Genomic DNA, 23,976 nt, shown 5'->3' on the forward strand with positions numbered 1-23,976 from the left:
CAGCTACGTCGAGTCGGTGAGTGTCTCCTCGCGCAGCCAGGGCCGCTGCCGGATCCGCAGGCTGTGCAGACTCTCGTCTGGGCGGGAGGTCAGGATGATGCGGATGTTGTCCGGCAGTTGAGGAACTTGAGCGAGCCAATCAAGGACGCTCTCCCCTCGGCCGAAGAAGCCGACCTGGTGGCGTAGTTCGTCAAGCGCATCGACGAAGAGCACGATCAGGGCGCCCGGAGTACGGTGGGCGAGCTCGACGGCCGGGTCGAGCAGCGCAAGATACTGCAGATTGCCCAGATCACCTAAGCGTGGGTCGGTAATCAGATGATCGATCTGTAGGCCGATTACGGTTCCCTGGACGCTGCTGGCCTGCTGGGTCACGCGGAGCGCAGTCCGCCGGAACGGAGAGGTCTGCAACAGCCCGACTCGAATTCCCACGAGCGAACCGTCGCTGGTGACCTTGCCGACCTGCTGGGCCACTGTCGCGGTGACATCCCGGCCCATGACGTGGGGGACGAGGACGGCGAGTTGGTGGCCGATCCTTAGCAGCACTGACCGGGCGTCACCACCGGCAAAGCTGCCGACGCTGTCTCGCCGGACGAAATAGCGTGGCGAGACCTCGTGGCGGCGGGTCATCCATGAAACGAATGAGGTCTTTCCGGTGCCTGGACCACCCAGTAGGAGGACGAATCGGCAGCCGGGATCGGCGAGATGTCTTTCCACCAGGTCGGCCAGCCACTGGCGTTCGATGTAACGCTCGTCTAGCGCAGCCGAGATGACCTCCTCAAAGAGGACATCTTCGGGAGCCATCAGTCGCCGAGTTTGTCGACGTCGACGCCGATCACCTCAGCGCCCTTGTCGATTCGTTCGACCTTGGCGTTACCGGTGATGTCGGCGGCTCCCGACACCCTGCCTATCCGTACCGCCACAGCCCGTCCTAGGACTTCTTCGGCGTTGATGGTTCCCGCGATGACCGGTCCAGATGGCTGGCGGTCCTCGCCGCGGAACGTGAAGCGCTGTCCGTAGACCGCTTCCAGCAGGCCGCGCAGTGCGTCAAGGATCAAGAGGAGGTCTTGGTCGGCTGGGGTGACAGGCTTGATCTCGTCGGTGTAGTCAGAAAGGCGCCTGCGCAACTCGGCCACTTCATCGGCAACGTGGTCCAAGACCTCCAGGTTGGCGACCAATGGAGCCGGGTGACCTTCCAGCATCGAGACGTCCAGCGGAATCGATGCTCGCTGTCGCGCCATTTCCGGTTCGCGCCTCTCACGACGGCTCTTGAGGAGTTCACTCGCCTGGCCGTAGATGAAAGTGACCCCCTGAGTGAGCACTGCCCCGCCGAGCACGGACAGCGTCAGCGGATCCGTCACCACGCCCTCGCTCCGGTGATGAGTTGACTTCGTTCGCTCCATCTTCTATCCGCATGGAACCGTTTCGCCACCGGAACCGGAGTGGGTTGACCAGTAGCGGACGAGGGCGGACCAAGCAGTCGGAGCGATTATGACCCTGAACTCAACCGCGACTCCGTTGAGTAAACGGCTGCACGACAAGCCGCTGCACAACGACGAGGCCAAGCTGCGGGTGCTGTTCAATCGGCTCGCCGGGCATGGCCTGATGCTGATGCTGATCGACCGAACCGCCTCGATCGACGCGATGCCGATTGCGGTCATCCGCACGTCCGGCTGTCAGGTTGCCTACCTGCCCGGTGCGGTATGGTCGCCTTCGGGTCGTCCGGTTTGAGGGGCACGATCAACTTCAGGCGCGCCCGAAACATGAGCGGCGCGGCTGCCTGCACCGGCGCCTGCTTGGAGTGCCGCAGGGTGATCATCAGGTTCGCGGCCGGATCAACGCCTGCCGGATTGCCTGGCCCCGTGATTGTTGTAGAACGATCGTCACACGCCAGGTAATCAGGTATGCCGTCGGGCACCTCTCGGGCCATTGACCGGTCGCCCGGTCGACTGCACCGAGCCGCCATGACAGCGAGGTGAGTTGCGTCGTAATTGAGAGCCGTCAAGCGATCTTTGCCTGGGCGACTGCGCCGAAGACTGTCTCGAAGGGGCGTGCGTGGTTGGCTTCGATCATGTAGTAAGCGCCGCTGGGGTGTAGGTGCCCGGTCGTTGTGTACGCCGTTACTTCGGCGGGTGTCAGGACGGCTAGGTCGCTGAAGGCGTCACCGAGAACGTAGTAGAGCGGGATGGGAGCGTTGGCGCCAGCGAACTGCAAGCCGGCCTGGACGCAGGTACGCGAGATGGCGTACCGGCCGGTGTGCGGGCGCATCCGGGTCTTGGCGTCGATGGTGACCACGTCGGGGCCGCGGGCGGCGATCATGTCCGGGAACTGCCGCAGTGCTGAGTCACATGCGCTGAGGACGCGCTGGATGGCGGCGGGGTAGGTGCCCTAACCGCAGGGATGCACCGTCCAGCCGAGTCGTTGCAGTTCAGCGGCGACGCGGAGTTCGTGCTGATCGCCGCGGTGCTTGCGTGCCTGCCAGTCCGCCACTCCGGCCCCTTTCGTAGCAGAGGAACGTGATGCCTGAGCTCGGCTTGAGCCTGCTCCGTGCTGGTCGCTGAGTTGCGGGTGCTTGGTTCTAGCGAGAGGGTTGAAGGGCAGCGTGGTGGCCGCTTCCTTCGAACAGGCGCATCACGTGGGTGTGAAGGCTGTGCATCTGGGCGCTGGCAGTCCCGTTGGAGGCGGTCTGGCCGCGGGCGCGGTCACGCAGAGCAGCGTCCAGATCGCTGCCTTGCTGCCGCATGACGCGGTCGGCCTGGTCCAGATTCTGCTGGATCTCATCCAAGATGCGTTGTGCTTGGCTCTTGGTCAGGCTGCGGTTGGCCAGCCCCGAGCGCAGTTGCAGCAGAGCGGGGCGGGCGTTGGCGATGAACGCAGCGCCTGCGAAGAAATCGTCTGGAGATCGCAGGACGGTCCGCAGGTAGAAGTCGAAGGCGTCGATGCGGTCGCACACGGCCTGCAATGCTTGGCTAGTGGCCCGAGACGTGTCCGCCTCATCCGCTGCGGAGGACGCTTGCTGGTCGGATTGGTTGGGCGGCGGAACCTGTCCGCGCACGCGATTCTGGAGGTCGGCCAGTGCCGCTTGCGGCTCTAGGCGTGCCTGCAGCTTGGCCAAGATCCCGGCCATGCCGGACTCGAGGATGGCGTCCAGTTCCGCGTCGTAGTCGCGGGGGCCGAGATTGTCGGGGTTCGGGGTGGTCACTGCACCCTCCTTCGAGTGAGCCCCAGCTGCCGGGCGAGGTTATCGCGGGCTCTGCGCAGGTTCTGCCGGACCGCTGCGGAGTCGCACTCCAGGAAATCGGCGATCTCGGCGGGGCTGAACTCCGCGATCGTCATGCCCATGACTTGGCGCTGCATGGGCGGCAGCGCCTTGATGGCGTCCAGGATCATCTGCTCGTCATCGGTGAACTCGGCGGGGTTCCCGCTGGCCAGCCGATGCGAGGTATCGAGCAGCGTCTCTTCCGTCGGCGTCTCATGCTCTCGGACACGGACGTTGGCCCCTAAGAAATTGCGCCAGGCGACCTTGTACAGCCAGGCCTTGGGATGCTGGATCGAGACCCAGGCCTTCAAGGCTTCTTCGAACGCCGCCTGAGCGGCGTCGTCGGCCTCGTACTGATCGGCTCCCTGAGAGAGCAGATACCGGACCAGGCCTGGTTGCTCGGCGATGAAGAACTCAACGAAGTTCGTCACGCTAGCCACTGTGACGGGCGGCGCGGGTGCTGTGAAGTCCAGCGCTGGGTGCCGGCTGTCTCGGCGCTGTAGTGCTGGCTCGTCTCGCACTATCCCTCCTTCCTGCGCCATCGTCACGCCTCCATGAACCGGCGGGATCGCCGCGCTCAAACCGTGGCGTAGAGCGTGTTCGAGCGCGGTGTGGACGGCCTAGGCTTCCAGGTCAGGCCGCGGATCCCGGCCTGATGGCCGAGCACGCCGAAGGCCCACGCCTTGGCCTCATTCTCGCTTTCGAACCTGGGGCCGCCACCGCGGCGGGAGTAGACGTGCACCAACCGCCACCCGTCGGTGGTCTGCCGCAGCAGGAACATGTTTGCTTGCAGGGCCTCCATGGTGAACCAGCCCTCACCGGGCTCCTCGTCGTGCAGCGGGCTCCAATCGATCAACGAGCACGGGACTCCCGCCTTACGAGCTGCGGTCTCGATGATCCGAGCTGCCCAGAGCCGCGCCTTCCGATCAGTCATCGGGCGCGCTTTATGGCCCAGGATCTTCCCGACCATCGCGCAGCGGTCGTCCCACTGCAGAGCAGAAGTTGCTGTTTCTCCCTCGCACAGCGGATACCGGACGGGAGCGGAAGCGCTAGCCGGTGCGTCGTGTGCGTTCGAACCGTGCAGCGCGACCCGCCCGACCAGGACCTCGCCCGCCTGCATGGCCCGCCCAAGCGACTCGGGAGTGATCTCTCCGGGGTGGGGTGTCTGTGTCACTGCGAACAGGACACCGTCGTGACGGCGGGCGGCGTCCAACGCCTGCTGGGTCGCTGGAACCTCGTAGCTGTTGAACGGTGCGCTCTTCATTGACACCGCCAGGGAATCCTCGGTGACCCGGGCGAACGCGCCTTGAATGGGAGCACCGACGGTCCCGTCAGCCGCGAGTGGAGCAAGGCCGGCGTTCCGGTAGGCGAGGTTCAGACGCGGCTGCCAGCGTTCCTGCGCGTCCTGCTCGAGGGTTACCGACTCCAGGCTCGGGTTCAGCAGCACCATCGGGATGTGGTCGGAGCCGTCTGCGGTGGTGGGCACCATGGTCAGGCCGGTGATGAAGCTGAGATGGGCCTCAGGCGTGCGGTCGAGCACCCCGCTGTCGTTCCATTCCGAAGCCCGGCACACCTGATGGTGCAGCGTCGCCGTCGCGAGAATCATGATGTCGTCGACGCACAGCGAAGGCGGGTCATCTCCCAAGAACCGCCCGCAGGTCTGGCAGTCCACCGCCCAAAGCCATCGGGCGATCTCCCGCAACGACCGCTCACCGAGCTTGTCGTCTACGTCCTGAGCGATATGAATCTGCTCCACTGCCATGCAGCACCACCTCGTCATGCCGGGGCGCTCCGCCCAGTGACGGAGGCGCTGGGAATGCTTGTAAGTGCGCCGAAGAGGCACCTCCGTGACGGCCACTCCGAAAAAGGCTTGTGACCTGCGCTTTTTGACAACAGCCAACGCGACTACGTCCACGATGGGTAGGGACGCACCCTCTCCGTCCGCGTTGCGCTTGCCGGAGGCTCTGTCCGTGCTGGTCAAGGGAGGTCACCGACGAGCGGGAACAGATCTTCAACGGCCTATGTCGGCTCGTTGGCGGCTCGGCGGTTCCGAAACGGACTGACACGGAGGGGGATGTGGCGGCATGGGGATGGTGCTGGATGCGAATAGAGCGGTACAGTCTGATATTGAGAGCACTGTTCTGATACGAGAGCAGCCGACTTTCAATCCGTAGGTTGTGGGTTCGAGTCTCACGCGACCCACCACCCCTGACCTGCGAAAACGCGAGAACACCCGGCTTCTCCGCCGTCACGTTTGCCCTAGTTCGTTCCAATGTCGGCTCGAGGGTGGCTCGTGGACACGTACCGGAACGGCCGGGACTCTTGAAGCTCCGGCGAAGGGCAAGGTAGCGCCGAGGCCTGATGGGCCTGGGGTGGGGTGCCTGCCGAACTTGGCGCGGGTTCGGGTTGGACTGGTCAGAGTGTTCGGTTGCGTCGTCTGCGGGCGGCGCGGATCTCGGCGTCGGCGACCTTGTCGTCCAGCAGTGTGTACAGCTGTGTGGTCTCGGTACTGGTGTGGCCGAGACGTCGGCGGACGCCTCGATGGACACCCCGGCGTTGCCGCAGTTGGTGGGTGGCGATGTCGACTCCGGTGGCCGCGCAGTAAGGGAGCCGCTCCGGAATACGCCGGAAAGGGATTAAGGGGGACGTTGTCGACGCCCGAAAGTCCGGCTCAGCCTCAGGGTGCGGCGGTGCTGAGGCGGTTCGTCTCTGCACCTTCATGCTTCCATGGCTCTGAACGCGATGCGGGTGGCCGGTCGGGGCGTCCAGCGTCGGCCTGATCAAGTGGGGCTTTCACCGGGGAGCCGGCCGGGCAGTGCCGGCTCCCCAGGGGACGGCGGACCGTCCCAGGGGGGTGCCGCCGCCGAGAAGGTCGGTGGCACCCCGGCTCATTGCATGGGTGGCAGGCGGCCGTGGGGCTGGGCTGGCTTGGTCGGCGCCGCCGGTGCAGCTTCAGAGCTGGAGCCGTGTGCCGTTGGTGGACACGTTCCCGGTGACATCGAGGCACTTGCCCGAGTAGACCTTGGCCAGGTCGTCCGACGTGTGGGTCCGTTGCTGCGAGGAGTCGTCGTGGCAGTCCCGCAGGTGCGTCACCGTGGCGTCGCCGCTTGAGGGCCGACGGTACCTAGGCATTTGCCCGCGCTCGGAACGTCCCGTCGGCGTGGCGGGTCCACTGCTGGGCGTTGGTGCCGTTGCATCCGTACAGCTGCACGGCCGTGCCGTTGGCCGTGGCGGCGTCGGCGACGCACTTGCCGGCCAGGCCGGTGATCTGCCGGGTGCCGCTGGCGCCCGACTGCGTGCCTGACCAGGTGAACGTGGCGGTCGTCCGGGCGGGCAGGGTGTAGGTGAACGACTGGCCGCCCCACGCCACCTTCACCGACTGGGCGCCGGTGCCGCCGTTGTGGGCGATCAGCGCCTTGGAGCCGTCGGGGTTGGCGTAGGCGACGTTCTGCACGGTGCCGTTGGCGGTGGAGTCGATGCGGCGCGCTCCCGGCTTCACGAACTTGGTCAGATGACCCATCGTGTAGTACTCGATGGTGTAGTCGACCTGGCCCGCGCGGCTGCCGCCCTCCTGGACGGTGACCAGGCCGGTGCAGGTGCCGCAGCCGCCGTTGTGCGGGCCCATGTTCTGGTTGACCGCCAGGCTCCACTTCACCTCGGCGCTGGACCAGTTGCGGGCGTGCTCGACGATGTCTCCCATGTCCTCGTTGTGCTGGTTGGACACCCAGGTGCCGCCGGAGTGCTCGGTGTTGAACTGCGTCATCGACGGATACTGGTCGTGCGTCTGGGTGCCCACCGACGGGCTGCCGGCGTAGTCGTGCCATCCGATGCCGGCCGACAGCGGGTCGTTGCGAAGGGCGGTGTCGGCGACGATCTGCGACCCGAAGCTCGCGTAGTCGCCGTAGTTCCAGTCGAAGTGGATGACCTTGGTGGTGAGGCCGGCGGCACGGAACGCGGGGTAGACGTGGTTCTTGGTGAACTCCACCAGGCCGGAGGGATTCCACGACATCCCGGGGTAGTTCATGGCGGTCGGGTTGCCGGCCTGGCAGCAATTCGGCTCGTTCTGCACTGAGATGTAATCCACCGGTACCCCGGCCGCCCGGTATGACTGGACGTACTTGGCGAGGTACTGGGCGTACATGGGGTAGTACTCCCACTTCAGCCAGCCCATCTGGTCCATCCGGCCGTTGTCCTTCATCCAGCCCGGCGCGCTCCACGGCACGCCCATCACCCTCAGCTGCGGGTTGAGCTGCTTGGCCTGCTGCGTCAGCAGCCGGACGCCGGTGTCGTAGCCGTTGGCGCCGAAGTCGTTCAGGTCGCAGCACGTGTCGTCCAGCGACACGTTGCCCGGCCGTGACAGGTCCGAGGCGCCGATCGGGTTGCGCACGAACGACAGCCCGATGCCGTCCACCGGATGGAACAGGCGGCGCATCACCGCGTCCCGCGTCGCGGCGCTGATCGCGCCGCCCCGGAACAGGTACGCCGTCGTGTCGGTGATCGACGCCCCGCCGCCGGTGAACTGCTGGTAGCGGACGTTCTCGTTCACCGAGATCGTGTGCGTGGCTCCTGGGCTGGTGGCCGCGAAGGCGACGGGAGTCTGCTGCTGGAGCCCGCGGGTGACGACCCGCCCACCCGGGTCGGACGTCGTGGTCAGGTAGACGTTCACCGTCTCCCCGGCCGCCGAGGCGGGCGGCGCGACGGCGCCCAGGACGGGCACGGCGAGCAGGGCGGCTGTCAGGACGGTACGGAGGCGGGGGCTGCCGGTCGCGGGCATCGATGCATCTCCTCGTCGGGGGACGGTCGTCGCACACCCCCGCACGCTGCCCGACGTGACGGCGGTAACGAGAAGGAAACAATGCGGCAAGCGCACTGTCAATGCTTCTCCATCACTTTTTTTAAGGCTTAGTTCAACTACGAATCACCCACAGCGCCCGAGTGTCGGGACCTCGACGACCGAGAGGTCCAGCCCCGCACCGTCGAACTACCTGCGCCGTCGGCCCGGCCATCGTGCTGTCCCGGTCCATCTGCCTGATGACCTTGGTGATGGCGGAGGCCTTCTCGCCGTGATCTTTGCCCGGGACGGGGCTGTCGGGGCGGGGCGTCACGGAGCTGGGTCGCGGGCCGCGTCGTCGTACTGGCCGTCGGTTCGTGCCCGGGGGCGGGTCGGTCTCACAGGCGGTCGGGTGCGGAGATGACCGCCAGCACGTACATGCGGGCGCCGGTGAGAGTCACGGTCTCCAGGAAGGCACACGCCGGCAGCGCCTCGGCCTGGGAACGCAGGAACCCGGCCCAGGTGGTGGCGGAACGCTCAGGCGCCGGGTCGACGCCAGCGTCGTTGAGGATCTCCCCGCCGGTGGCAGGCGCCACCTTGATACCGAGCGCCAGCAACTCGCTGTGCACCCGCCGATAGCTCCAGCCCGGGTTCTCCCGCACCAAGCGCAGAACCAGCAGCCAGATGGAACGGACGGTCGGTGGACGGCCCGCGCTTGCGTTTCGAGCGGGCAGCGTGCCGACCGGCAATCAGGGCACGGTGCTAGCGCAGCACCGTGTCCGGCCGCACCAGGAGCCGCGTCCGGCGCAGTACGCCGCGAGGCAACCGGTTCAGCAGCGCCGCCAGCAGTGCCCGGTCCGAAGCGGTGAACCGCACCCGCGTCCCGGCCAGCTGACGTTCCAATACGGCGACCTGATGCCGCAACACCAGAATTTCGGTGTCCTTTTTTCGATCAGTCATCGGGAGAAAGGCGGAGGGCCGCAAAGGTGTTCGCCACGGTCAAGCAGGCCAATCGCAACAGCACGGCCACCCATCATCCCGCGGCAACCGCCTCACCGCGGCCTGTCCCTGCCACTGATCAGCCCCATGTCAGAGCCCACCTCCTGCACGTCCCACCCGCACGGACGCAGTTCTCGGCAGGCACAGGGCTGGCGAGCGGCGCCATGGACCGAGTGATGGACTCGGTTGCGTTGCATGCTCGGGCCAGGGGCGGAAGTCGCCGTCCGCACGCGGACACGCTTCCACCTGGGTCTCGCTGCAACGGATCTTCGAAGACGTGCGTCTCACCTGCATGGGGAAAAGTAAACGGGGGCGCACGGCGCAAATCATCGGGTACCTTCTCGGTGCTCTACTGCTCGGACTCCTGGCCTTAGTCAACTTCGCGAGCGAGTTCGGCCTGCAACGGAACGGGGTCGATGTTTCCGCCAAGGTCATCAGCGTCGACCGCAGCAAGTACGGCCACATCGAAGTTCAATTCACCACCCGGACCGAACGGATCGTACGCGCGGAGATCAGCAACGGTCGGTGGAACGGTCGGCTCCCCGGCGCCGGTGAGACCATCAAGGTCCGCTACGGCCCCGCCGACCCCGCCGGCTCCGTACTCCAGGCCAACCGCAGTGCGTTCGACAGGTACTGGTTGGTCGTCATGTTCGGTGGCGGCAGCCTCGCCCTCGTCTACGTCGCGAGTCGCTCCATCCGCCGCAGACGGCCCATTGCGGTCCCTGCCGAGTTCGCCGGTCTGCCGGACGGGGATGCCACTGCCACCTGGCCGGACGGCCGCAAGGGCTCAACACAGTCCCTCGACTGATGTGGGCTCGACCCCTCATAGGCGGCGGCCAGCAAAGTGCATAAGCCCGTTCGCCCTCATCACACGGCCAGTCAAGCCGAAGCGAACGTTATCCACAGTACGAGGTTCTACGCTCGGCCTCGGCGCGGCGGCGCCATGGTGGACGCCATGGCTACCACACCCGCCGACCGGTCCGCCCGTGCCCTCTCCCCCCGGCGCGCATCTGGCCCGCCTGGGGCGCGTCCGGTGACCGGCGCGGTCACGCGCACGTGCAGGTCCGCGCCTCGCTCCGGCGCGGGTGGCACGATCGGGCTGACCGAGACGATCGGAAGCCGCTCGTGCCTGGTGAGCCCGCGGCAGTGGCGGCGGCCGCGGACCGCGTCAGCCGAAGGCGCGGCGGTAGGCGTTGGGGCTGACGCCCGTGGTCCTTTTGAAGCGGTCGCGGAAAGCGGTGGGCGAGCGGAACCCGACCTGAACGCCGATGCGCTCCACCGAGTGGTGGGTGGCCTCCAGGAGGTGCTGGGCCCGGCGGATGCGCGCGCGGTGGAGCCACTGGAGCGGGGTGGTGCCGGTCTGCTCGCGGAAGTGCCGTATCAGGGTCCGGGAGCTGACTCCGGCGTGCGCGGCGATGTCGGCGAGGGAGAGATCGGAGCCCAGGTTGTCCTGCAACCAGGCCAGCAGCGGCTCCAGTGCCGATCCCCGGGGGGCGGGCGGATGATCGTGGACGATGAACTGCGCCTGCCCGCCCTCGCGCTCCAAGGGCACGACCGACAGCCGGGCGGCGTCGGCGGCGACGGCCGAGCCGTAGTCGCGGCGGATCATGTGCAGGCACAGGTCCAGGCCTGCGGCGGCGCCGGCGGAAGTGAGGATCTGGCCGTTGTCCACGTACAGGACGTCCGGATCCACCTCGATACCGGGGTGGGCGGCGGCCAGCGGACCGGTGGCTGTCCAGTGGGTGGTGGCCCGCAGACCGTCCAGGAGCCCGGCGGCGGCCAGCGGGAAGGTGCCCGAGCAGATGGAGGCGATGCGCGTGCCGCTCGCGGCGGCCCTGCGCAGCGCGTCGCGGACGGCGGGAGCGAGCGGTGCCGCAGGGTCGGCGATGCCGGGGACGATGATCGTGTCCGCGGCTTCGAGCCCGTCCAGTCCCCAGGGCACGCGCATGGTGAAGGCGCCGGCGTCGATCTCCGGCCGCTCGGCGCAGACGCGAATGCGGTAGCCGGGCCGTCCGTCCGGGAGGCGGGTCCGGGAAAAGACCTCGATCGGAGTGGACAGATCGAACGGGATCACCTGATCCAGGGCGAGAACGGCGACGGTGTGCATGGCGAGAAGATACCTCTGCGCCGACGCCCAATCTCAGCTTTCAGCTTGACTCAGAGCAGTTCAGAGCGTCACTTGCCGTCTGGCGATTTCCCGTTGAAAGGCGTCACTATTGCCACTGGGAGGCATGCCGGTGGCCGATTAGCGTCGGGGACGATTCCGGCATGGGCCGGATGGCCGCCACACGCGAGGGGACTCTTCATGCGCGCCCAGATCGTCCTGTTCGACGGCTTCGACCCGCTCGACGTCGTCGCCCCCTACGAAGTGCTGTACGCCGGCGGCACCGCCTCCGGCGGCGCGGTGAGCGTCGAACTGGTCTCCGCCGAAGGGCCCCGTGCAGTGGTCGGCGGAATCGGGAGCCTGGCACTGCACGCCACGGCCGCTCTGGATCCCGCACGCGCGGACCTCGTCCTGGTCCCCGGCGCCGCGGGCCGTCTCGAAGAGCCCGGCCACGACGCGGACACCGGGGAACGGCGGCAGGACGAACCGGTTCACGTGCTGCTCGACCGCGCCCTGGCGACCGACCTGCCCACGCTGCTGAAGGCGGCGCACGACGACCCCGACGTGACGCTCAGCGCCGTGTGCGGCGGCTCGATCATCCTGGCCCTTTCCGGCCTGTTGAACGGCCGCTACGCCACCACCCATCACACAGGCCTGGACGCTTTGGCCGCCGCGGGCGTCCACGCGGTGAACGCCCGCGTCGTCGACGACGGCGACCTGGTCACCGCCGCCGGCGTCACCTCCGGCCTTGACCTCGGCCTTCACCTGCTGGAACGGGAAGTAGGCCCCCAGATCGCCCACGCCGTCGAAGAACTGTTCGCCCACGAACGCCGCGGCATCGTCTGGCGCCACCAAGGCCACACACCCACCGCCTTCTGACGCCCGCCTGCATTTCCGCCACACCACACTTACGCCCTTGGACGCGCGGCCGCCTGTCGATGGTCGCCTGTCGGGCGGGCCGGCCGAGTGAGGGCCTCGGCGGCCCTACCCCACGGCCGCGGGGAGCACACCATGCGGGTGGCCGAGGCACGGCGGATGCGTGGCGCCGAGCTGTTCGAGCAGGGCCGCTCCCAGGTCGAGATCGTGTGAATACTCGGGGTCCATCCCGAAAGCGTCCGCCGCTGGAAACGCGTGTGGGACAAGGACGGCGTGGCGGCGCTGTCCCGCCATCCGGCAAGCCGGCGCTGCGCTGGGCCGCCGTCCGGCGAGCGGGCGCCCGCCCGAACTCAGCGCGGCCCAGATCGAGCAGGTCCGCGCCGCCCTGCACCAGGGCCGCCCAGGCTCACGGTTTCGAGGCCGAGGTGTGGACGTTGGAGCGGGCCGGTCCGGTGATCGAACGCCTCACCAGCGTGAGGCTGGCATCCACTTCGGTGTGGCGCCTGCCGACCGAGCGGCTGGGCTTGAGCCTGCAACGCCCGCAGCGCCGCGCGGTCGAACGTGACGAGTCCGAGATCGCCCGGTGGGTCGCCCACGAGTGGCCGCGGATCACAAGGGGGCCGTGAAGAACCGGGCATGGGTCGTTTTCTACGAGTGAATCGGGTGTTTCGCTGCTGCCGCAGGTGCGCCGCACCTGGGCGCCTCGCGGCCGCACCCCCACGCTGCGGCATCGGCTGAACTGGAAACGCGCCTCGATGGCCGCCGCGCTGGGCTACTACGCCACCGACCTCGGACGCGGCGCCCGTCGGTGTTTTCATCTCCAGCCAGGCAACTACGACACCACCGCACTGATCGCGGTACTGGAGCGGATGAAGGAGTACTTCGCCGGTGAGCGGGTGGTGCTGGTATGGGACGGGCTGGCCGCGCACCGCAGCCGTGCGATGCGCGCCTGGAGCGCAGACCAGGACTGGCTCACCCTGGAACGCCTTCCGGCCTACGCACCCGAACTCAACCCGGTGGAACTGCTGTGGTCGTCGATCAAACCTGTGAGCTGGCCAACCTGGCCGGCGACCACCTCGCCGACGTCGCCGACGCTGCTGAACGCGGCATCCAACGTGTCTGGACCCAGCCCCGGCTTCCCCGGTCATACCTGGCCCACACCAGCCTGCACCTGCACCCCCAACTACCGAAAACCTCAGTAGGACGCGCCGGGCGGCGCCTCGGCGACGTCTTGGTCTTGCCAGAGGACGCACTCCAATCTGGCGCGCCAGATCTCGCCCGGGACGGTCGTCCGCTCGGCGAACTGTTCGTACTTCTTGACCGGCTCGACTCGGGCGAAGATCAGGAAGTGTCGTCGCGGGCCGTCGGAGCGTTGCGGCCGCGGCTGTAGGCGGCGCTGTCGTTGCTGTAACGCAGAGCGAGGCGCGCGAACTGGAGGCGGTCTTCTGTGCTCCAGTCGTGCGTGATCTCCTCGTACGCGCGGCGCTGCGCGGTGGCGTACCTGCGACGCTCGTTCTCGCCGTCCTCGGTGAGCTCCAGGACGGTGCGGCGGCCGTCGCTCTGGTCGGCGGCACGGCGGACCAGACCCTCGGCGATACACGCGGAGATCAGCCGGCTGGCGGCGGACTGGAGGTATCCCATCTCGACGGCGACCTCGCCGACCGTGATCCCGTCGGGCGCGTCATAGATCACGTTGAGCAGGACGTTGCGGGCCAGGTCCTTGCTCGAACCCGGGGTGCGGCGCCGCAGCCGCGATAAGGCCGGGCCGATGGCGTCCAGCAGCTGCTCGTCCTGCATCGCGGTGAAGGACGCTGAAGCCCGGGTCGTGTTGCTCACCTCCCCAGTCTACGAAGGCAAACACCCAGTCTGCATATCCATCACAAGCAGAAAGTCCATTACAAATGTCATACGATGGAGGCGACCGCACATCGCACATGTGAGCGAGGCAAGGAATGAGCGCTACCACCACCGTCATCACCGGCGCCCGGATCTTCGACGGCACCCGGGTCGGCGATCCGACCACGGTGCTCGTGCAGGACGGGAAGATCGCCGCGCTCGGCGTGGAGGCGCCGGCCGGTGCCGAGATCGTGGACGGCGCCGGAGGCACGCTGCTGCCCGGGCTGATCGATGCGCACGTCCACACGAGCAAGGAGTCCCTCGCGCAGGCCCTGCGGTTCGGTGTCACTACCGAGTTGGAGATGCAGGGCAACAACACCCGGCCCAACCGGGCGCACATCACCGAGGACGACTCGGTCGCCGACGTGCGCTCCGCTGGCTTCGGGATCACCCCGCCCGGCGGCCACCCCAGCGAGTTGTTCCCGCCGGACTTCCACCCCGCCAAGCACGCTGCCGGCAGCAAGCCGGGCGAGGGCAAGCCGGATGGGGGCAAGCCCGCGGGGGCGCCGCCGCTGATGCCGTTCTCCAGCACGCCGGAAGAGGCCGTCGCGTTCATCCCGCAGTTGATCGAGCGCGGCTCGGACTACATCAAGTTCATGGTCGACGACGGCTCGGTCGAGGGCCACCCCGGCCTGCCGATGCTCGACCAGGCGACCCTCAACGCCGGCGTCGCCGAGGCCAAGCGGCACGGCATGCTCACCGTCGCCCACGCCCTCACCCTGGACGCCACCCGCATGGCGATCGAGGCGGGCATCGACGGCCTGGCCCACATCTTCATGGACGGCCGCCACACCGACAAGATCATCGAAATGATCGCCGACGCCGGCGTGTTCGTCACCCCCTGCGTCGTCCTGAACGCCTCCATGATGGGCATCGACGCCGCCGAACTGGCCGACGACCCGCGCGTAGCGTCCCGCCTGGCACCCGGCTGGGACCAGACGCTGCGCTCCAGCTTCGGCCACTACCCGCAAGGCGAACTGTCCGACGTGCTGGGCACGGTCAAGGCGCTCAACGACGCTGGCGTCGACATCCTCGCGGGCACCGACGTCTCCATGCCACTGCCGTTCCTCGGCGGACTGGCCCACGGCGCGAGCGTCCACCACGAACTCCAATACCTGGTCCGCGCCGGCCTCACCCCCGTCCAGGCCCTCACCGCGGCGACCGCCACCCCGGCGCGCCGCTTCGGTCTCACCGACCGCGGCCGCATCGCCGAAGGACTGCGCGCCGACCTCCTCCTCGTCGACGGCGACCCCACCACCGACATCACCGCCACACTCGACATCCGCGCCATCTGGCGCCGCGGCGCCCGCCTCGCGGACTGATCCAGCCTGCCAACTCCGAGTTCCCCGGCCGACCGACCGAGGAACCCCGGAGCCAGCACACACCATCGGGAGGCCTTGGTGTGGACGGTTCCGATGGCCATCGCGCTGGCGGTGCTGGCAACGGTGTCCGGCCGGCTCGTTGCCGCACGAGGGCCTCGGTTTCCCCTTCTGCTGGCCTGCGTCCTGCTGGCCATCGGGGCACTGATGTTCCTGCGGCTCGACCCGCACACCGCGCTCGGCTACCTGGCCGGCGCCTACGTCATCATCGGCGCCGGCTTCGGACTCATCACCGGGCCGGTCACCAACATCGCCCTCTCAGGTCTGCCAGCCGACCAGGCGGCCATGGCCGGAGCACTGACCTCGACCAGCCGCCAATTCGGTACGGCAGTCACCACCAACCGTTGACGGATGCGGCGCGGCCAGGCCGTCACGGTCGTGAAGGGCGACGTTCAGGTATCACGCCGCTGTGACCGGATCGTGTCCTTGTAGGCGCTTTCCCCGGTAAACCGTGCATGATCGTCCGACGTCTCCCGAACACCCAACAGGAACGATCTTGAGGGCCGCGTGTCCTCGCCAACGGAGGCGTGTTTGAGACGCGACGATCCCAAGGCCCGCGGCACGAGCCGGATGCTGGCCGCCGTGCTGGTGCCGGCGGCGCTGGTGCTGGTGCCGCTGCCCGCGTCCGCCGCGCCGGACGCAGCGGGCGATCCCGTCCCCACCCATTTCGAGTTCTCCGTCGCGCCCACCGACGTCGGCGTGGACCACGGCCCGGTGACCTACCAGGGACGGCTGGTCGCCGACGAGGCCGACGGCGCCGAGCACCCGGTACCGGGCCTGCGCGTGGTGATCAGCGACGGCCGCGACCAATGGGGCACGGCCACCACCGACGCCGAGGGCCGCTTCGCCGGCTCCTCCCCGGCGCACCGGACGGGCACCGTCTACGCCTGGACGCAGGGCAGCCGCGAGTACAAGGGCGGATTCTCCGACAAGGTCCCGATCACCGTCGCCAAGGCCGAGACACGGCTGTCCGTCGCGCCCGCGCCGACCCCGCAGGCCGTCGGCGACACCGCCGAGCTGGCCGGGAAGCTGGAACGCCGCACGTCCACGGGAGACTACGTCCCGTTCGGCGGTCAGCCCGTCCGGGTGTGGGAGGTGAACACCGGCATCAGGACCAACGTCTACACCAAGGCCGACGGCACCTACCGGTACGCCGTCCGGATGCCCGTCCGGCCGCTGTGGTCGTTGTCCTTCGAACCGGACGGCCAGTCGTTCACCCCCGCGTACGCCTCCTACGGCGGCAACATCACCCTGCCGTACCGGACAGTGATCCAGGGTCTCACCGTCACCCCCACACCGGTCGTCTCGGGCCAGAACGTCACGCTCAAGGGAACGGCTGTGCGCCAGGGCCTCGACGGCCCCGAGACGCTCGTCGACGGCACACAGATCAACGCCGAGTTCTCCCCCGACGGCAAGACGTGGCAGTTCGCCGCCGCCAGCATCACCAACCCCGACACCGGGACCTTCAACTTCACCGCCCGCGCCTACCAGGCGGGATACTGGCGGGCTGCCGTCAAGGGCGACTCCTACAGCCTGCCCTCGGTGAGCACCGGACAGAAGGTCGCGGTCAAGTACCGGACCCGCTTCAGCGCTTTCAACGCCGCCCCCGAGCCCGTCCGCAAGGGCAAGACGATCACCGTGACCGGCTCCCTGGAACGGGATATGACCGGTTGGAAACGCGCCGGGGCCGGCGCGGCGATCAACATCTACTTCCAGGCCAAGGGCTCGACCGCACGCAAGCTGATTACCGTCGTCAAAACCGACTCCAAAGGCGCCTTCCGCAAAGGCTTCACGGCGTCCAAGGACGGCACCTACCTGGCCACCTACAGCGGAAGCACCACCTACGTCGGATCCACCGCCCCCGGCGACTACGTCGACGTCCGCTGACACCCCTCCCGGCCGTCCGCGCCCATCAGGTGGACGGACGGCCGGGATGCCATGGACCGTGCTCAAGCGCGGCGCTGCTGGGACCGCCCCAGTCGCCGGCCACCAGGGCACCGACACCCCGAACGGACGGCCTTATCGAGACGCGGATCAGCGCGCCGATGTCCGATCGCAAACTCCCGCTCCACCCGGAACGGCCCTGGTGGTCCATTCGCCGGATTTGTAGTGTGCGGGCTTCCGTCCGGCGAGATGATCACCTTGGGTCCTGGAGAGATGCTACTTGGGTGACCGGCGGGCCGCTGGATCAGATCCCGGCCGCCCTTGCCCAGGTTGTAGGTGACCGCCTTGGTGGGGCACTGCGACTTGGTCGCGCCGAGTTCGATGTGCCCATAGGAGAACGACGTCCGCGCGATCACGCTCCCCACCGACGGGCCGGGGTAGGAGAAGCCGAACTGTCCCTGCCATGCCTGGGTGACCGGGCGGACGCTGGCCAGCCGGAACCGGCACGTGGCGGAGTAGTAGTCGACCATCCACAGCGACGCCCCGAAGATCTTGTGGTTCTTCAGCCGGTCGTCCAGGTTCGGGAAGCCCAGATAGGCGGCCGAGTGGGAGCCGATCGCCAGGTCCTGGCCACCGCCGACCTGCCCGGAGCCGGTGACGGTCATGCTGGTGCCCGCCGTGTTGATCTCCACGCTCGGGTCGACCTTGATCGGGAAGGCACGCGCCGGATCGGCCAGCCAGCCGCGGTCCAGATCGACGCGCAGCGCCGGGACCCCGTCCGCCGTCACCAGGCTGTAGGCCACTCTGGTGGAGGTAGTCGGCCGGACCGCCGAGTCATTCATGAACCCGGCCGGGACCATTGCCTTCGTGTGCCCGGCTGCGTCGGTGAACACGACGTGGCCGTCCGCGACCTTGACGGACAGGCCCTTCAAAGCGAGTGGAAAGGTGAACGTCGTGGGCGCCTTGGCCGACCGCAGGACGAGGGTCTCCTTCACGCCACCCGACCCGAGGTCGCATGTCAGGTCGGTGTCCTGCCAGGTACCGGGATAGGTGACTCCGCGCTCGTGTGCTCGCTCGGGAACCGCCGCGGCGCCTTGCAGGCCGTACCCGACTTCCTGACCGGCTCCGAGCGCCATCCGCACCGTCTGCGCGCCGCCGGTCCGGGCCGCGAGCCGGATGTCCACCGAGTCGGCGGCGTTGCGTCGCCGCAGCCCCGGTTGTCGGGCTCACTGGGACGAGCCGGGTGTCGACCGGCGCCCACGAACCGTCCGGGCGCCGGTAGTTCACCGGGCGGACCGAGACTTCGGTCGACTGCGTTCCGTCGGCATTCGCAGAGGTGTGCGTGTAGGCGTCGCCGCCGGTCGGGAAGGTCTCGGCTGGACTGGGTATCGAAGCCTCTGACCGGAGTTTCGTCCGGTACCGGGGACTTCTCGACGGTCGCGGTGTTCTGCGGTGGCCTCGGCGCCTCGTTGGACGCGTGAAGCGGGTACCGCGCACGCAGGCTCGTCGGCTGCCCGGTGTTCCGCGTGGTTCCCTCGACGTGCGCGCGGTTCACCGTGGCCGAACCCCATCGCTGCTTAGGGCCGTGCGGGCTCGGTGAGCTGCCGAGTCCGGCGAGCGTCCCCGCCGCGCCGTCCTGGATGTTCGCGATGAGCGGCAGCACCAACACCACGATGAGCCTGTAGACGGTGGCGGACCGTCCACGCCGCAGGGCGCCCACACTGAGCACCGGGACCGAGACGAGACGCCCGGGTAGAGAATCCGCGCGTTGCCGTGCTCGCTCAACGGTGGCGACCGCATCATGCCCAACTCCCGACCGCTACGCGACACCGGTCCGCCGTGGCTTCGTCCGAGGTCCTGCCGCACTGATTCGTGCACGCCTGCCGACGGAGGCCGCCTCCAGGACGGCCTCCGCGCGTCTCAGCGGGTGCTCGGTGGCTTAGGCAAGGTGTGGACGGTGAACGTCGAAGCCGCGGTCGCCGAACGCGCCGCCGCGTCGGTGTTCAGGAGACCGATCACGGACTGCTGGCTTGCGGTCCGATACGTGAACGCCCAGCTGTCGCCATCGGATCTTGCAGCGGCGGAATGGACGGCTCGTTGAGGGCCGATGCGCGAGTCACGGGTTCGCGTGGTCGCGGCGGCGGGGTCCGTACGGGCCCGCGAGCGGCGGACCGGTCACCCCTGGGTGCCGAACGTGCTCAGCGGGCCGCTGTAGCGCTTGGGCGGCGGGGGCGCGAATTCACCGCGGTCACTCGTCTTCAGCCCGAGCGCGATCAGCGACTCGGCCAGCTTGGTCGCCGCCGACACCCCGTCGACGACCGGGACGCGCAGCTCGGCGGAGAACTCCGCGCAGAATCCGGCCATCCCGGCGCAGCCGAGGACGAGCACGTCGCAGCCGTCGCTCTCGGCGGCCCGCGCGCAGGCTTCGAACAGCGGCTTGCGCGCGGCCTCCACCTCCAGCACGGGGACGTCGCAGGCGTGGAATCCGGAGCACGCCCGCTCGAACCCGTACCGGTGGACCAGGTCGCGGGCCCGCCCGATCGTCCGCGACAGCGTGGTGACGACGCTGAAACTGCGCCCGAGCAGGGTCGCGGTGTGCATGGCGGCCTCGGCGATCCCGATGACGGGCCCGTCGGCGATCTCGCGCGCCGCGTCCAGCCCGGGGTCGCCGAAGCAGGCGATGACATAGCCGTCGTAACCGCCGCGCCGGATCTCGGCGAGCACGCCCGGCACCGCGAGGGCCTCGTCGTAGTGGCTCTCGATCGACTCGGGCCCCATCGCGTTGCCCACGGCGTCCACGACCGTTCCGGCCGCCGCCACCGCTCGGGCGGTCCGGCCGATCAGGCCGGTCATCGCCCGGGCGGTGTTGGGGTTGATGACCAGGAGCCGGGTCATTCCGCGATCAGAGGCTTTCTGCGCTCGAAGGAAAGCAGGGCGAGGAACCCGATCCCGCAGCCGATGAACCAGCTGTAATTGGTGATCCAGGTGCTGTCGTAGGAGGTGATGTCGAGGTCCAGCAGGGCCTTGGGGACCAGGACCGAGGCCACCGAGAAGACGCCCGCCACGACCGTCGCCCAGATGGCGTTCGGGTTGTAGCCCTTGTGGAAGTAGTACTTGCCTTCCGGGCTCATCGTGAACAGGGCGTCGACGTCGACCCGCTGCTTGGCGACCAGGTAATAGCCAGCGATCAGCACCCCGAACAGCGGGCCGATGAGCGCGCCGAGGACGCCGAGGGTGTAGTGGATCGCATCGGGGTTGGAGTACCAGTTCCATGGCGTGAGCAGGACCGAGCCGACGGCCGCGATCATCCCGCCCATCCGCCAGCTGATCTTCTGCGGGCTGACGTTGGAGAAGTCGAAGGCGGGAGAGATGAAGTTGGCGACGATGTTGATGCCGACCGTCGCGATGACGAAGGTCAGGCCGCCGAGCAGGACCGCGAAGGTCGTGTCGATCTTCTGGACGGTCTCGATCGGGTCGGTCGAGAGCGCGCCGAACACCGGGACCGTCGCCGAGGCCGTGATGACGGTGAGGATCGAGAAGAACAGGAAGTTGACCGGCAGCCCGAGCAGGTTCCCGCGCTTGACCGCCTTGAAGGACTTGCCGTACCGGGAGAAGTCGCCGAAGTTCAGCATCGGCCCGCAGAAGTAGGACACGACCAGCGCGATCGCGCTCAGCATCGTGGTCACCGAGTGCCTGAAGTCAAGCGACTTGCCCTCGGACAGATTGAGGCTGATGTTGCTCCAACCGGCCTTGCTCACCAGGTAGACGCAGAGCACGAGCATGACGACGTAGACCGCGGGACCGGCCCAGTCGATGAAGCGCTTGATCGCCTCCATGCCCCTCCAGAACACCATCGCCTGGGCGACCCACAGCAGCGTGAAGGCCAGATAGCCCAGCAGGGACAGGCCGAGGAACCTGGTGTCGTTGAGGTCCGCGCTCGACGGCCAGAACTTGAGGAACATGATGATGAGCGACTGCGACGCGAGATAGGTCTGGACGCCGTACCAGGCGATCGCGATCAGCCCGCGGATGATGGCCGGGACGTTGGCCCCGAGCACCCCGAAGAACGCCCGGTTGATGACGGGGAAGGGCACCCCGGTGACCTGCGAGGGCTTGGCGACCAGGTTGCAGAAGAACTGGACGATGACGATGCCCACCAGCAGCGAGACGAGGACCTGCCAGCTCGCCAGGCCGAAGGCGAACAGGCTTCCCGCGGTGACATAGCCGCCGACGCTGTGAACGTCGGACATCCAGAAGGCGAAGATGTTGTAGGACGACCAGCTCTGCTTCTCCAGCGGAGCGAGGTCCTGGTTGGTGAGGCGGGGATCGTAGTCGGGTCTGATCGACGGGGCCGTCTCGACGGACATGCTGCTTCCCTCGGGTATGGTGCGCGACGCACGCGGGGTGCAGCCCGTGAAGTCATCACTTAACGGGTAGCGTGAATGTATGTCTGGACACCTGGCTCGTGATTTCACCGGAGTAACATTCCTGTGACGAACCGAGACATCGACATGCTCACCAGTGAGGCCCTCGGCGCCCGTCTTCGTGAACTGCGCGAACAGTCCGGCCGCTCGCTGCGCGCACTGTCCCGCGAACTGGGCATCTCCCCGAGCGCCGTCTCGCAGATCGAGCGCGGCGCGATGCGGCCCTCGGTCAGCCGACTGATCGCCTATGTGACGGCACTGGGCGTCCCGCTGGCCGCCGTTTTCGAAACCGGCCACGAGAAGCCGGTCGAGGGACCGCAGGGCATCGCCGTCCGCCGGTCCTGGGAGGTCGCGCCAATCCTGCTGGGCGGCGGGGTCACCTTCCGCCGACTGTCACCGATCCAGACCCCCGGCGTCGAGTTCTTCGAGTCGATCTATCCGCCGGGCGCGGAGTCCAACGCCCACGGCCGGCTGCTGCGGCACGTGGGCTACGAGGTCGGGACCGTCACCGAGGGCGAGCTCACCATCGAGTTCGAGCGCGAGGTGGTGACCCTGTCGGTCGATGACTCGATCACCTTCCCCTGCGACCGTCCCCACAGCATCAGCAACCGCTCGGCCGCCCCGGCCGTCGCGACATGGCTGATCGTCCATCCCTGACCATCAGATTGGGTTGCCTCCTTTCCGGGCGTGGCGTGAAAGACCCTCCCAAATCCGCGGCGAGACTCGTGAACTCGCGTGACCAACTGCCGCGTGTTTTCGCCGCGCCCGATTGGAGGATGGCGGCTTCGTCCCGTCGCACGACGCGACCGAGCCACCCATTTGCTTCACAGACGGACCAGAGCCATCCCCGGTCACGAGTGGTCGGTTGGCCAGCACCACGATGACCCTGGCGGCTCGTTGTCGGCTCGGCGGTGTTGTGGGGTTCGAGTCCCTCCACTGCTCCACCCGACCCGCCGTCCACACCAGCGACGCCGGATCCTCTCCGATCGACCCGGCCCGCAGCGCAGCGTTCAACGTCGGACGCAATGTCGCCCGGGTCCGGCTCTACGGCGCCGCCGTCAGCGAGCGCTCCCTCTGCTCGTGGTCGTGAACGATCGGGGCCAGCATCTGCTTCACATGCCCGACCGTCACCTCCGGCACCAGCAGATCACCCAGCAACGGCGTCAGATAGCGACGCAGCGCCCTCGGCCCCGCGCGCGGGTAGATGTGCGGCGTGCCAGGGAATCCCCGGGGTGAGGTGCAGGCTCGTTGTCAGCCAGCCCAGCGATCCAGGATGACGGTGCCTGGATTCCCGCCGCGCCAATCGCCAGCACCTCAGCCGGACCCGACAGCCGGTCCCGGCGGCGCGGCTGGTCGAACTGCACGGCACGCCCTCGGCGTCCATGGCGCTGAGCATCCCCGCTGAACGATCCTCACGTCCGTGCGCGATCTCCCGGGCGATGACGGCCGCTCGGGATGCAGGGGCGCGCATACCCTCTCCCATTTCCGTCGCTGGCCTGGCCGCCGCGATCGATGCCGAGGGCGACGGCACCGCGATGGCCGACGTCCGCCACTGGCTGGTCACCAACCGGGCATGAACCGCCCCGGCGTTCGACCGGTCCGTGCGGGCTCGGGCCGGTCGAACGGCGGTGTCGGTGCCGGGTGTGGGGTCAGGTGGTGGTGCGGGTGATGGTGACGGCCGGGTCCAGCTTGAAGTCGCCGGTGAGGGTGAGGGTGTCGCCTGCCTTGACGGTGCTCGCGAAGCAGCCGGCGGTGACAGTGCGGACGGTGCCGCTGGTGAGCTTGAGGGTGTGGGTGCTGTTGGTGTAGGTCGCGGCGAACTTGTTGAGGTGGATGCTGCAGTCGGGGGTGCTGAACGCCACTGTGATCGGGATGCCGTCGGTGTTGGCGGCGGTGAGGGCGGTGGTGCCGGTGGTGGCGTTGTAGCCGGTCGCGGTGTAGCCGATGGTCCCGAAGGCGGGCGTGCCGCCGAAGAAGCTGCTTCGCGTGCCTTGGGCGTCCACGCATGTGCCGACCACGTTGTTGGTGTTGACGACGACCGGAGTGGCGGCAGTGGACGTCAGCTTGGGAATCCAGCCGTACTGCCCGGCGCCGGCGCAGCTGAACAAGGTCGTGCCGGCCGCCGTGCGCAGTGTCACGTCGGCGGTGCTCTTGAAGGCGGTGTCGGCGGTGGTGGTGACGCGCCACGTGCTGGTGGCGGCGTGCGCAGCCGGTGCGGCCAGCGCCAGGGGCACGGCGGCCGCAGCGACGGCGACCGGCAGGGCGCGGCGTGCGAGAAAGCGGCGCGGGGACTGCGGGGACGTGGCGCCTGAGGGCGAGGAAGTGGAGGGCATGGGGGTGAAGCCTCCTTCTGTCCGCTCGACGTCTCCGGACATTCCGAAGTGCAA

General features: G+C 68.1%; 28 protein-coding genes. 12 read left to right on the top strand and 16 right to left on the bottom strand.

The genetic code is table 11. The features are described from left to right. Window positions 1-3: 3 nt before the first annotated feature. Both E1300_RS09730 and E1300_RS09735 read right to left on the bottom strand, forming a co-directional pair. A complete protein-coding gene (locus E1300_RS09730; RefSeq protein WP_131756558.1) occupies window positions 4-801 on the bottom strand; it encodes a hypothetical protein in 798 nt (265 codons plus the stop codon). Further along, entirely contained in the window at window positions 801-1,358 is a 558-nt protein-coding gene (locus E1300_RS09735) for a hypothetical protein (RefSeq protein WP_131756559.1), read from the bottom strand. The genes E1300_RS09730 and E1300_RS09735 overlap by 1 nt, the downstream gene beginning before the upstream one ends. Window positions 1,359-1,488: 130 nt before the next feature. Between E1300_RS09735 and E1300_RS09740 the strand changes: the two genes are divergently transcribed. Beyond that, on the top strand, window positions 1,489-1,728 hold the full coding sequence (locus E1300_RS09740) for a hypothetical protein (protein ID WP_131756560.1): 240 nt from the start codon (window positions 1,489-1,491) through the stop codon (window positions 1,726-1,728). Between the two features lie 270 nt (window positions 1,729-1,998). Here E1300_RS09740 and E1300_RS09745 read toward each other — a convergent pair whose 3' ends face one another. The 8 genes from E1300_RS09745 to E1300_RS51445 all read right to left on the bottom strand — a co-directional run bounded on the left by E1300_RS09745 (window position 1,999) and on the right by E1300_RS51445 (window position 8,930). Then, complete coding sequence (locus tag E1300_RS09745) at window positions 1,999-2,316, bottom strand: hypothetical protein (protein ID WP_207399596.1); 318 nt, start codon at window positions 2,314-2,316, stop codon at window positions 1,999-2,001. 259 nt (window positions 2,317-2,575) lie between these two features. Continuing rightward, the gene (locus E1300_RS09750) at window positions 2,576-3,199 is read right to left on the bottom strand and encodes a hypothetical protein (RefSeq protein ID WP_131756561.1); all 624 of its coding nucleotides are present in this window, start codon (window positions 3,197-3,199) and stop codon (window positions 2,576-2,578) included. Next, the gene (locus E1300_RS09755) at window positions 3,196-3,687 is read right to left on the bottom strand and encodes an RNA polymerase sigma factor (RefSeq protein ID WP_165502763.1); all 492 of its coding nucleotides are present in this window, start codon (window positions 3,685-3,687) and stop codon (window positions 3,196-3,198) included. The genes E1300_RS09750 and E1300_RS09755 overlap by 4 nt, the downstream gene beginning before the upstream one ends. A gap of 146 nt (window positions 3,688-3,833) precedes the next feature. After that, window positions 3,834-5,018: a hypothetical protein gene (locus E1300_RS09760; RefSeq protein ID WP_131756563.1), complete on the bottom strand. Its 1,185-nt coding sequence runs from the start codon at window positions 5,016-5,018 to the stop codon at window positions 3,834-3,836. Between the two features lie 1,190 nt (window positions 5,019-6,208). After that, window positions 6,209-6,388: a ricin-type beta-trefoil lectin domain protein gene (locus E1300_RS51440; protein ID WP_207399597.1), complete on the bottom strand. Its 180-nt coding sequence runs from the start codon at window positions 6,386-6,388 to the stop codon at window positions 6,209-6,211. Continuing rightward, window positions 6,381-8,030, bottom strand: a complete 1,650-nt coding sequence (locus E1300_RS09770; protein ID WP_207399598.1) for a glycoside hydrolase family 30 beta sandwich domain-containing protein — start codon at window positions 8,028-8,030, stop codon at window positions 6,381-6,383. Before E1300_RS09770 ends, E1300_RS51440 begins: the two co-directional genes overlap by 8 nt. 395 nt (window positions 8,031-8,425) lie before the next feature. Then, window positions 8,426-8,776, bottom strand: a complete 351-nt coding sequence (locus E1300_RS09775) for a hypothetical protein (protein ID WP_207399599.1) — start codon at window positions 8,774-8,776, stop codon at window positions 8,426-8,428. A 13-nt stretch (window positions 8,777-8,789) separates the two neighbouring features. Further along, the gene (locus E1300_RS51445) at window positions 8,790-8,930 is read right to left on the bottom strand and encodes a hypothetical protein (protein ID WP_207399600.1); all 141 of its coding nucleotides are present in this window, start codon (window positions 8,928-8,930) and stop codon (window positions 8,790-8,792) included. A gap of 373 nt (window positions 8,931-9,303) precedes the next feature. Between E1300_RS51445 and E1300_RS09785 the strand changes: the two genes are divergently transcribed. Beyond that, complete coding sequence (locus tag E1300_RS09785) at window positions 9,304-9,834, top strand: DUF3592 domain-containing protein (RefSeq protein WP_131756564.1); 531 nt, start codon at window positions 9,304-9,306, stop codon at window positions 9,832-9,834. Window positions 9,835-10,194: 360 nt separating this feature from the next. On the opposite strand, the gene E1300_RS09790 is transcribed toward E1300_RS09785, so the two are convergent. Continuing rightward, on the bottom strand, window positions 10,195-11,133 hold the full coding sequence (locus E1300_RS09790) for a GlxA family transcriptional regulator (protein WP_131756565.1): 939 nt from the start codon (window positions 11,131-11,133) through the stop codon (window positions 10,195-10,197). A 198-nt stretch (window positions 11,134-11,331) separates the two neighbouring features. On the opposite strand from E1300_RS09790, the gene E1300_RS09795 reads away from it, so the two are divergent. Genes E1300_RS09795 through E1300_RS09805 form a run of 3 tightly spaced genes read left to right on the top strand, consistent with a single transcriptional unit; the run spans window position 11,332 to window position 13,208 of the window. After that, on the top strand, window positions 11,332-12,009 hold the full coding sequence (locus E1300_RS09795) for a DJ-1/PfpI family protein (protein ID WP_131756566.1): 678 nt from the start codon (window positions 11,332-11,334) through the stop codon (window positions 12,007-12,009). A 59-nt stretch (window positions 12,010-12,068) separates the two neighbouring features. Beyond that, window positions 12,069-12,632 (top strand): helix-turn-helix domain-containing protein, encoded by a 564-nt coding sequence (locus E1300_RS53905; RefSeq protein ID WP_131756567.1) that lies wholly within the window; start codon window positions 12,069-12,071, stop codon window positions 12,630-12,632. A 57-nt stretch (window positions 12,633-12,689) separates the two neighbouring features. Then, complete coding sequence (locus tag E1300_RS09805; protein ID WP_242619040.1) at window positions 12,690-13,208, top strand: transposase; 519 nt, start codon at window positions 12,690-12,692, stop codon at window positions 13,206-13,208. Window positions 13,209-13,347: 139 nt separating this feature from the next. On the opposite strand, the gene E1300_RS09810 is transcribed toward E1300_RS09805, so the two are convergent. Then, on the bottom strand, window positions 13,348-13,842 hold the full coding sequence (locus tag E1300_RS09810; protein ID WP_242619041.1) for a MarR family winged helix-turn-helix transcriptional regulator: 495 nt from the start codon (window positions 13,840-13,842) through the stop codon (window positions 13,348-13,350). Between the two features lie 116 nt (window positions 13,843-13,958). On the opposite strand from E1300_RS09810, the gene E1300_RS09815 reads away from it, so the two are divergent. The 3 genes from E1300_RS09815 to E1300_RS09825 all read left to right on the top strand — a co-directional run bounded on the left by E1300_RS09815 (window position 13,959) and on the right by E1300_RS09825 (window position 17,168). Further along, a complete protein-coding gene (locus tag E1300_RS09815; protein WP_131756568.1) occupies window positions 13,959-15,224 on the top strand; it encodes an amidohydrolase family protein in 1,266 nt (421 codons plus the stop codon). A gap of 93 nt (window positions 15,225-15,317) precedes the next feature. Then, window positions 15,318-15,629: an MFS transporter gene (locus E1300_RS09820; RefSeq protein WP_131756569.1), complete on the top strand. Its 312-nt coding sequence runs from the start codon at window positions 15,318-15,320 to the stop codon at window positions 15,627-15,629. Between the two features lie 183 nt (window positions 15,630-15,812). Beyond that, complete coding sequence (locus tag E1300_RS09825) at window positions 15,813-17,168, top strand: hypothetical protein (RefSeq protein ID WP_131756570.1); 1,356 nt, start codon at window positions 15,813-15,815, stop codon at window positions 17,166-17,168. Window positions 17,169-17,230: 62 nt separating this feature from the next. On the opposite strand, the gene E1300_RS09830 is transcribed toward E1300_RS09825, so the two are convergent. After that, the gene (locus tag E1300_RS09830) at window positions 17,231-18,349 is read right to left on the bottom strand and encodes a hypothetical protein (protein ID WP_131756571.1); all 1,119 of its coding nucleotides are present in this window, start codon (window positions 18,347-18,349) and stop codon (window positions 17,231-17,233) included. Between the two features lie 372 nt (window positions 18,350-18,721). Between E1300_RS09830 and E1300_RS53375 the strand changes: the two genes are divergently transcribed. Next, window positions 18,722-18,850 carry a hypothetical protein gene (locus E1300_RS53375; protein ID WP_278045353.1) on the top strand — a complete coding sequence of 43 codons (129 nt, stop codon included), beginning with the start codon at window positions 18,722-18,724 and terminating at the stop codon, window positions 18,848-18,850. Window positions 18,851-19,122: 272 nt separating this feature from the next. Next, a complete protein-coding gene (locus tag E1300_RS49935) occupies window positions 19,123-19,266 on the top strand; it encodes a hypothetical protein (protein ID WP_165502765.1) in 144 nt (47 codons plus the stop codon). Window positions 19,267-19,340: 74 nt separating this feature from the next. Here E1300_RS49935 and E1300_RS09835 read toward each other — a convergent pair whose 3' ends face one another. Further along, window positions 19,341-20,060, bottom strand: a complete 720-nt coding sequence (locus E1300_RS09835) for an aspartate/glutamate racemase family protein (RefSeq protein WP_131756572.1) — start codon at window positions 20,058-20,060, stop codon at window positions 19,341-19,343. After that, the gene (locus E1300_RS09840; protein WP_131756573.1) at window positions 20,057-21,532 is read right to left on the bottom strand and encodes an NCS1 family nucleobase:cation symporter-1; all 1,476 of its coding nucleotides are present in this window, start codon (window positions 21,530-21,532) and stop codon (window positions 20,057-20,059) included. The genes E1300_RS09835 and E1300_RS09840 overlap by 4 nt, the downstream gene beginning before the upstream one ends. A 123-nt stretch (window positions 21,533-21,655) precedes the next feature. Here E1300_RS09840 and E1300_RS09845 point away from each other — a divergent pair, with 123 nt between their 5' ends. Together E1300_RS09845 and E1300_RS09850 are read left to right on the top strand one after the other, a co-directional pair. After that, window positions 21,656-22,246 (top strand): helix-turn-helix domain-containing protein, encoded by a 591-nt coding sequence (locus E1300_RS09845; protein ID WP_242619042.1) that lies wholly within the window; start codon window positions 21,656-21,658, stop codon window positions 22,244-22,246. Between the two features lie 725 nt (window positions 22,247-22,971). Then, a complete protein-coding gene (locus tag E1300_RS09850; protein WP_207399601.1) occupies window positions 22,972-23,166 on the top strand; it encodes a hypothetical protein in 195 nt (64 codons plus the stop codon). A gap of 72 nt (window positions 23,167-23,238) precedes the next feature. On the opposite strand, the gene E1300_RS09855 is transcribed toward E1300_RS09850, so the two are convergent. Continuing rightward, window positions 23,239-23,922 carry a hypothetical protein gene (locus E1300_RS09855; RefSeq protein WP_131756575.1) on the bottom strand — a complete coding sequence of 228 codons (684 nt, stop codon included), beginning with the start codon at window positions 23,920-23,922 and terminating at the stop codon, window positions 23,239-23,241. Between the last annotated feature and the right edge of the window lie 54 nt (window positions 23,923-23,976).

It is taken from the genome of Actinomadura fibrosa (assembly GCF_900659615.1).
In the GTDB taxonomy this organism is placed as follows: domain Bacteria; phylum Actinomycetota; class Actinomycetes; order Streptosporangiales; family Streptosporangiaceae; genus Spirillospora; species Spirillospora fibrosa.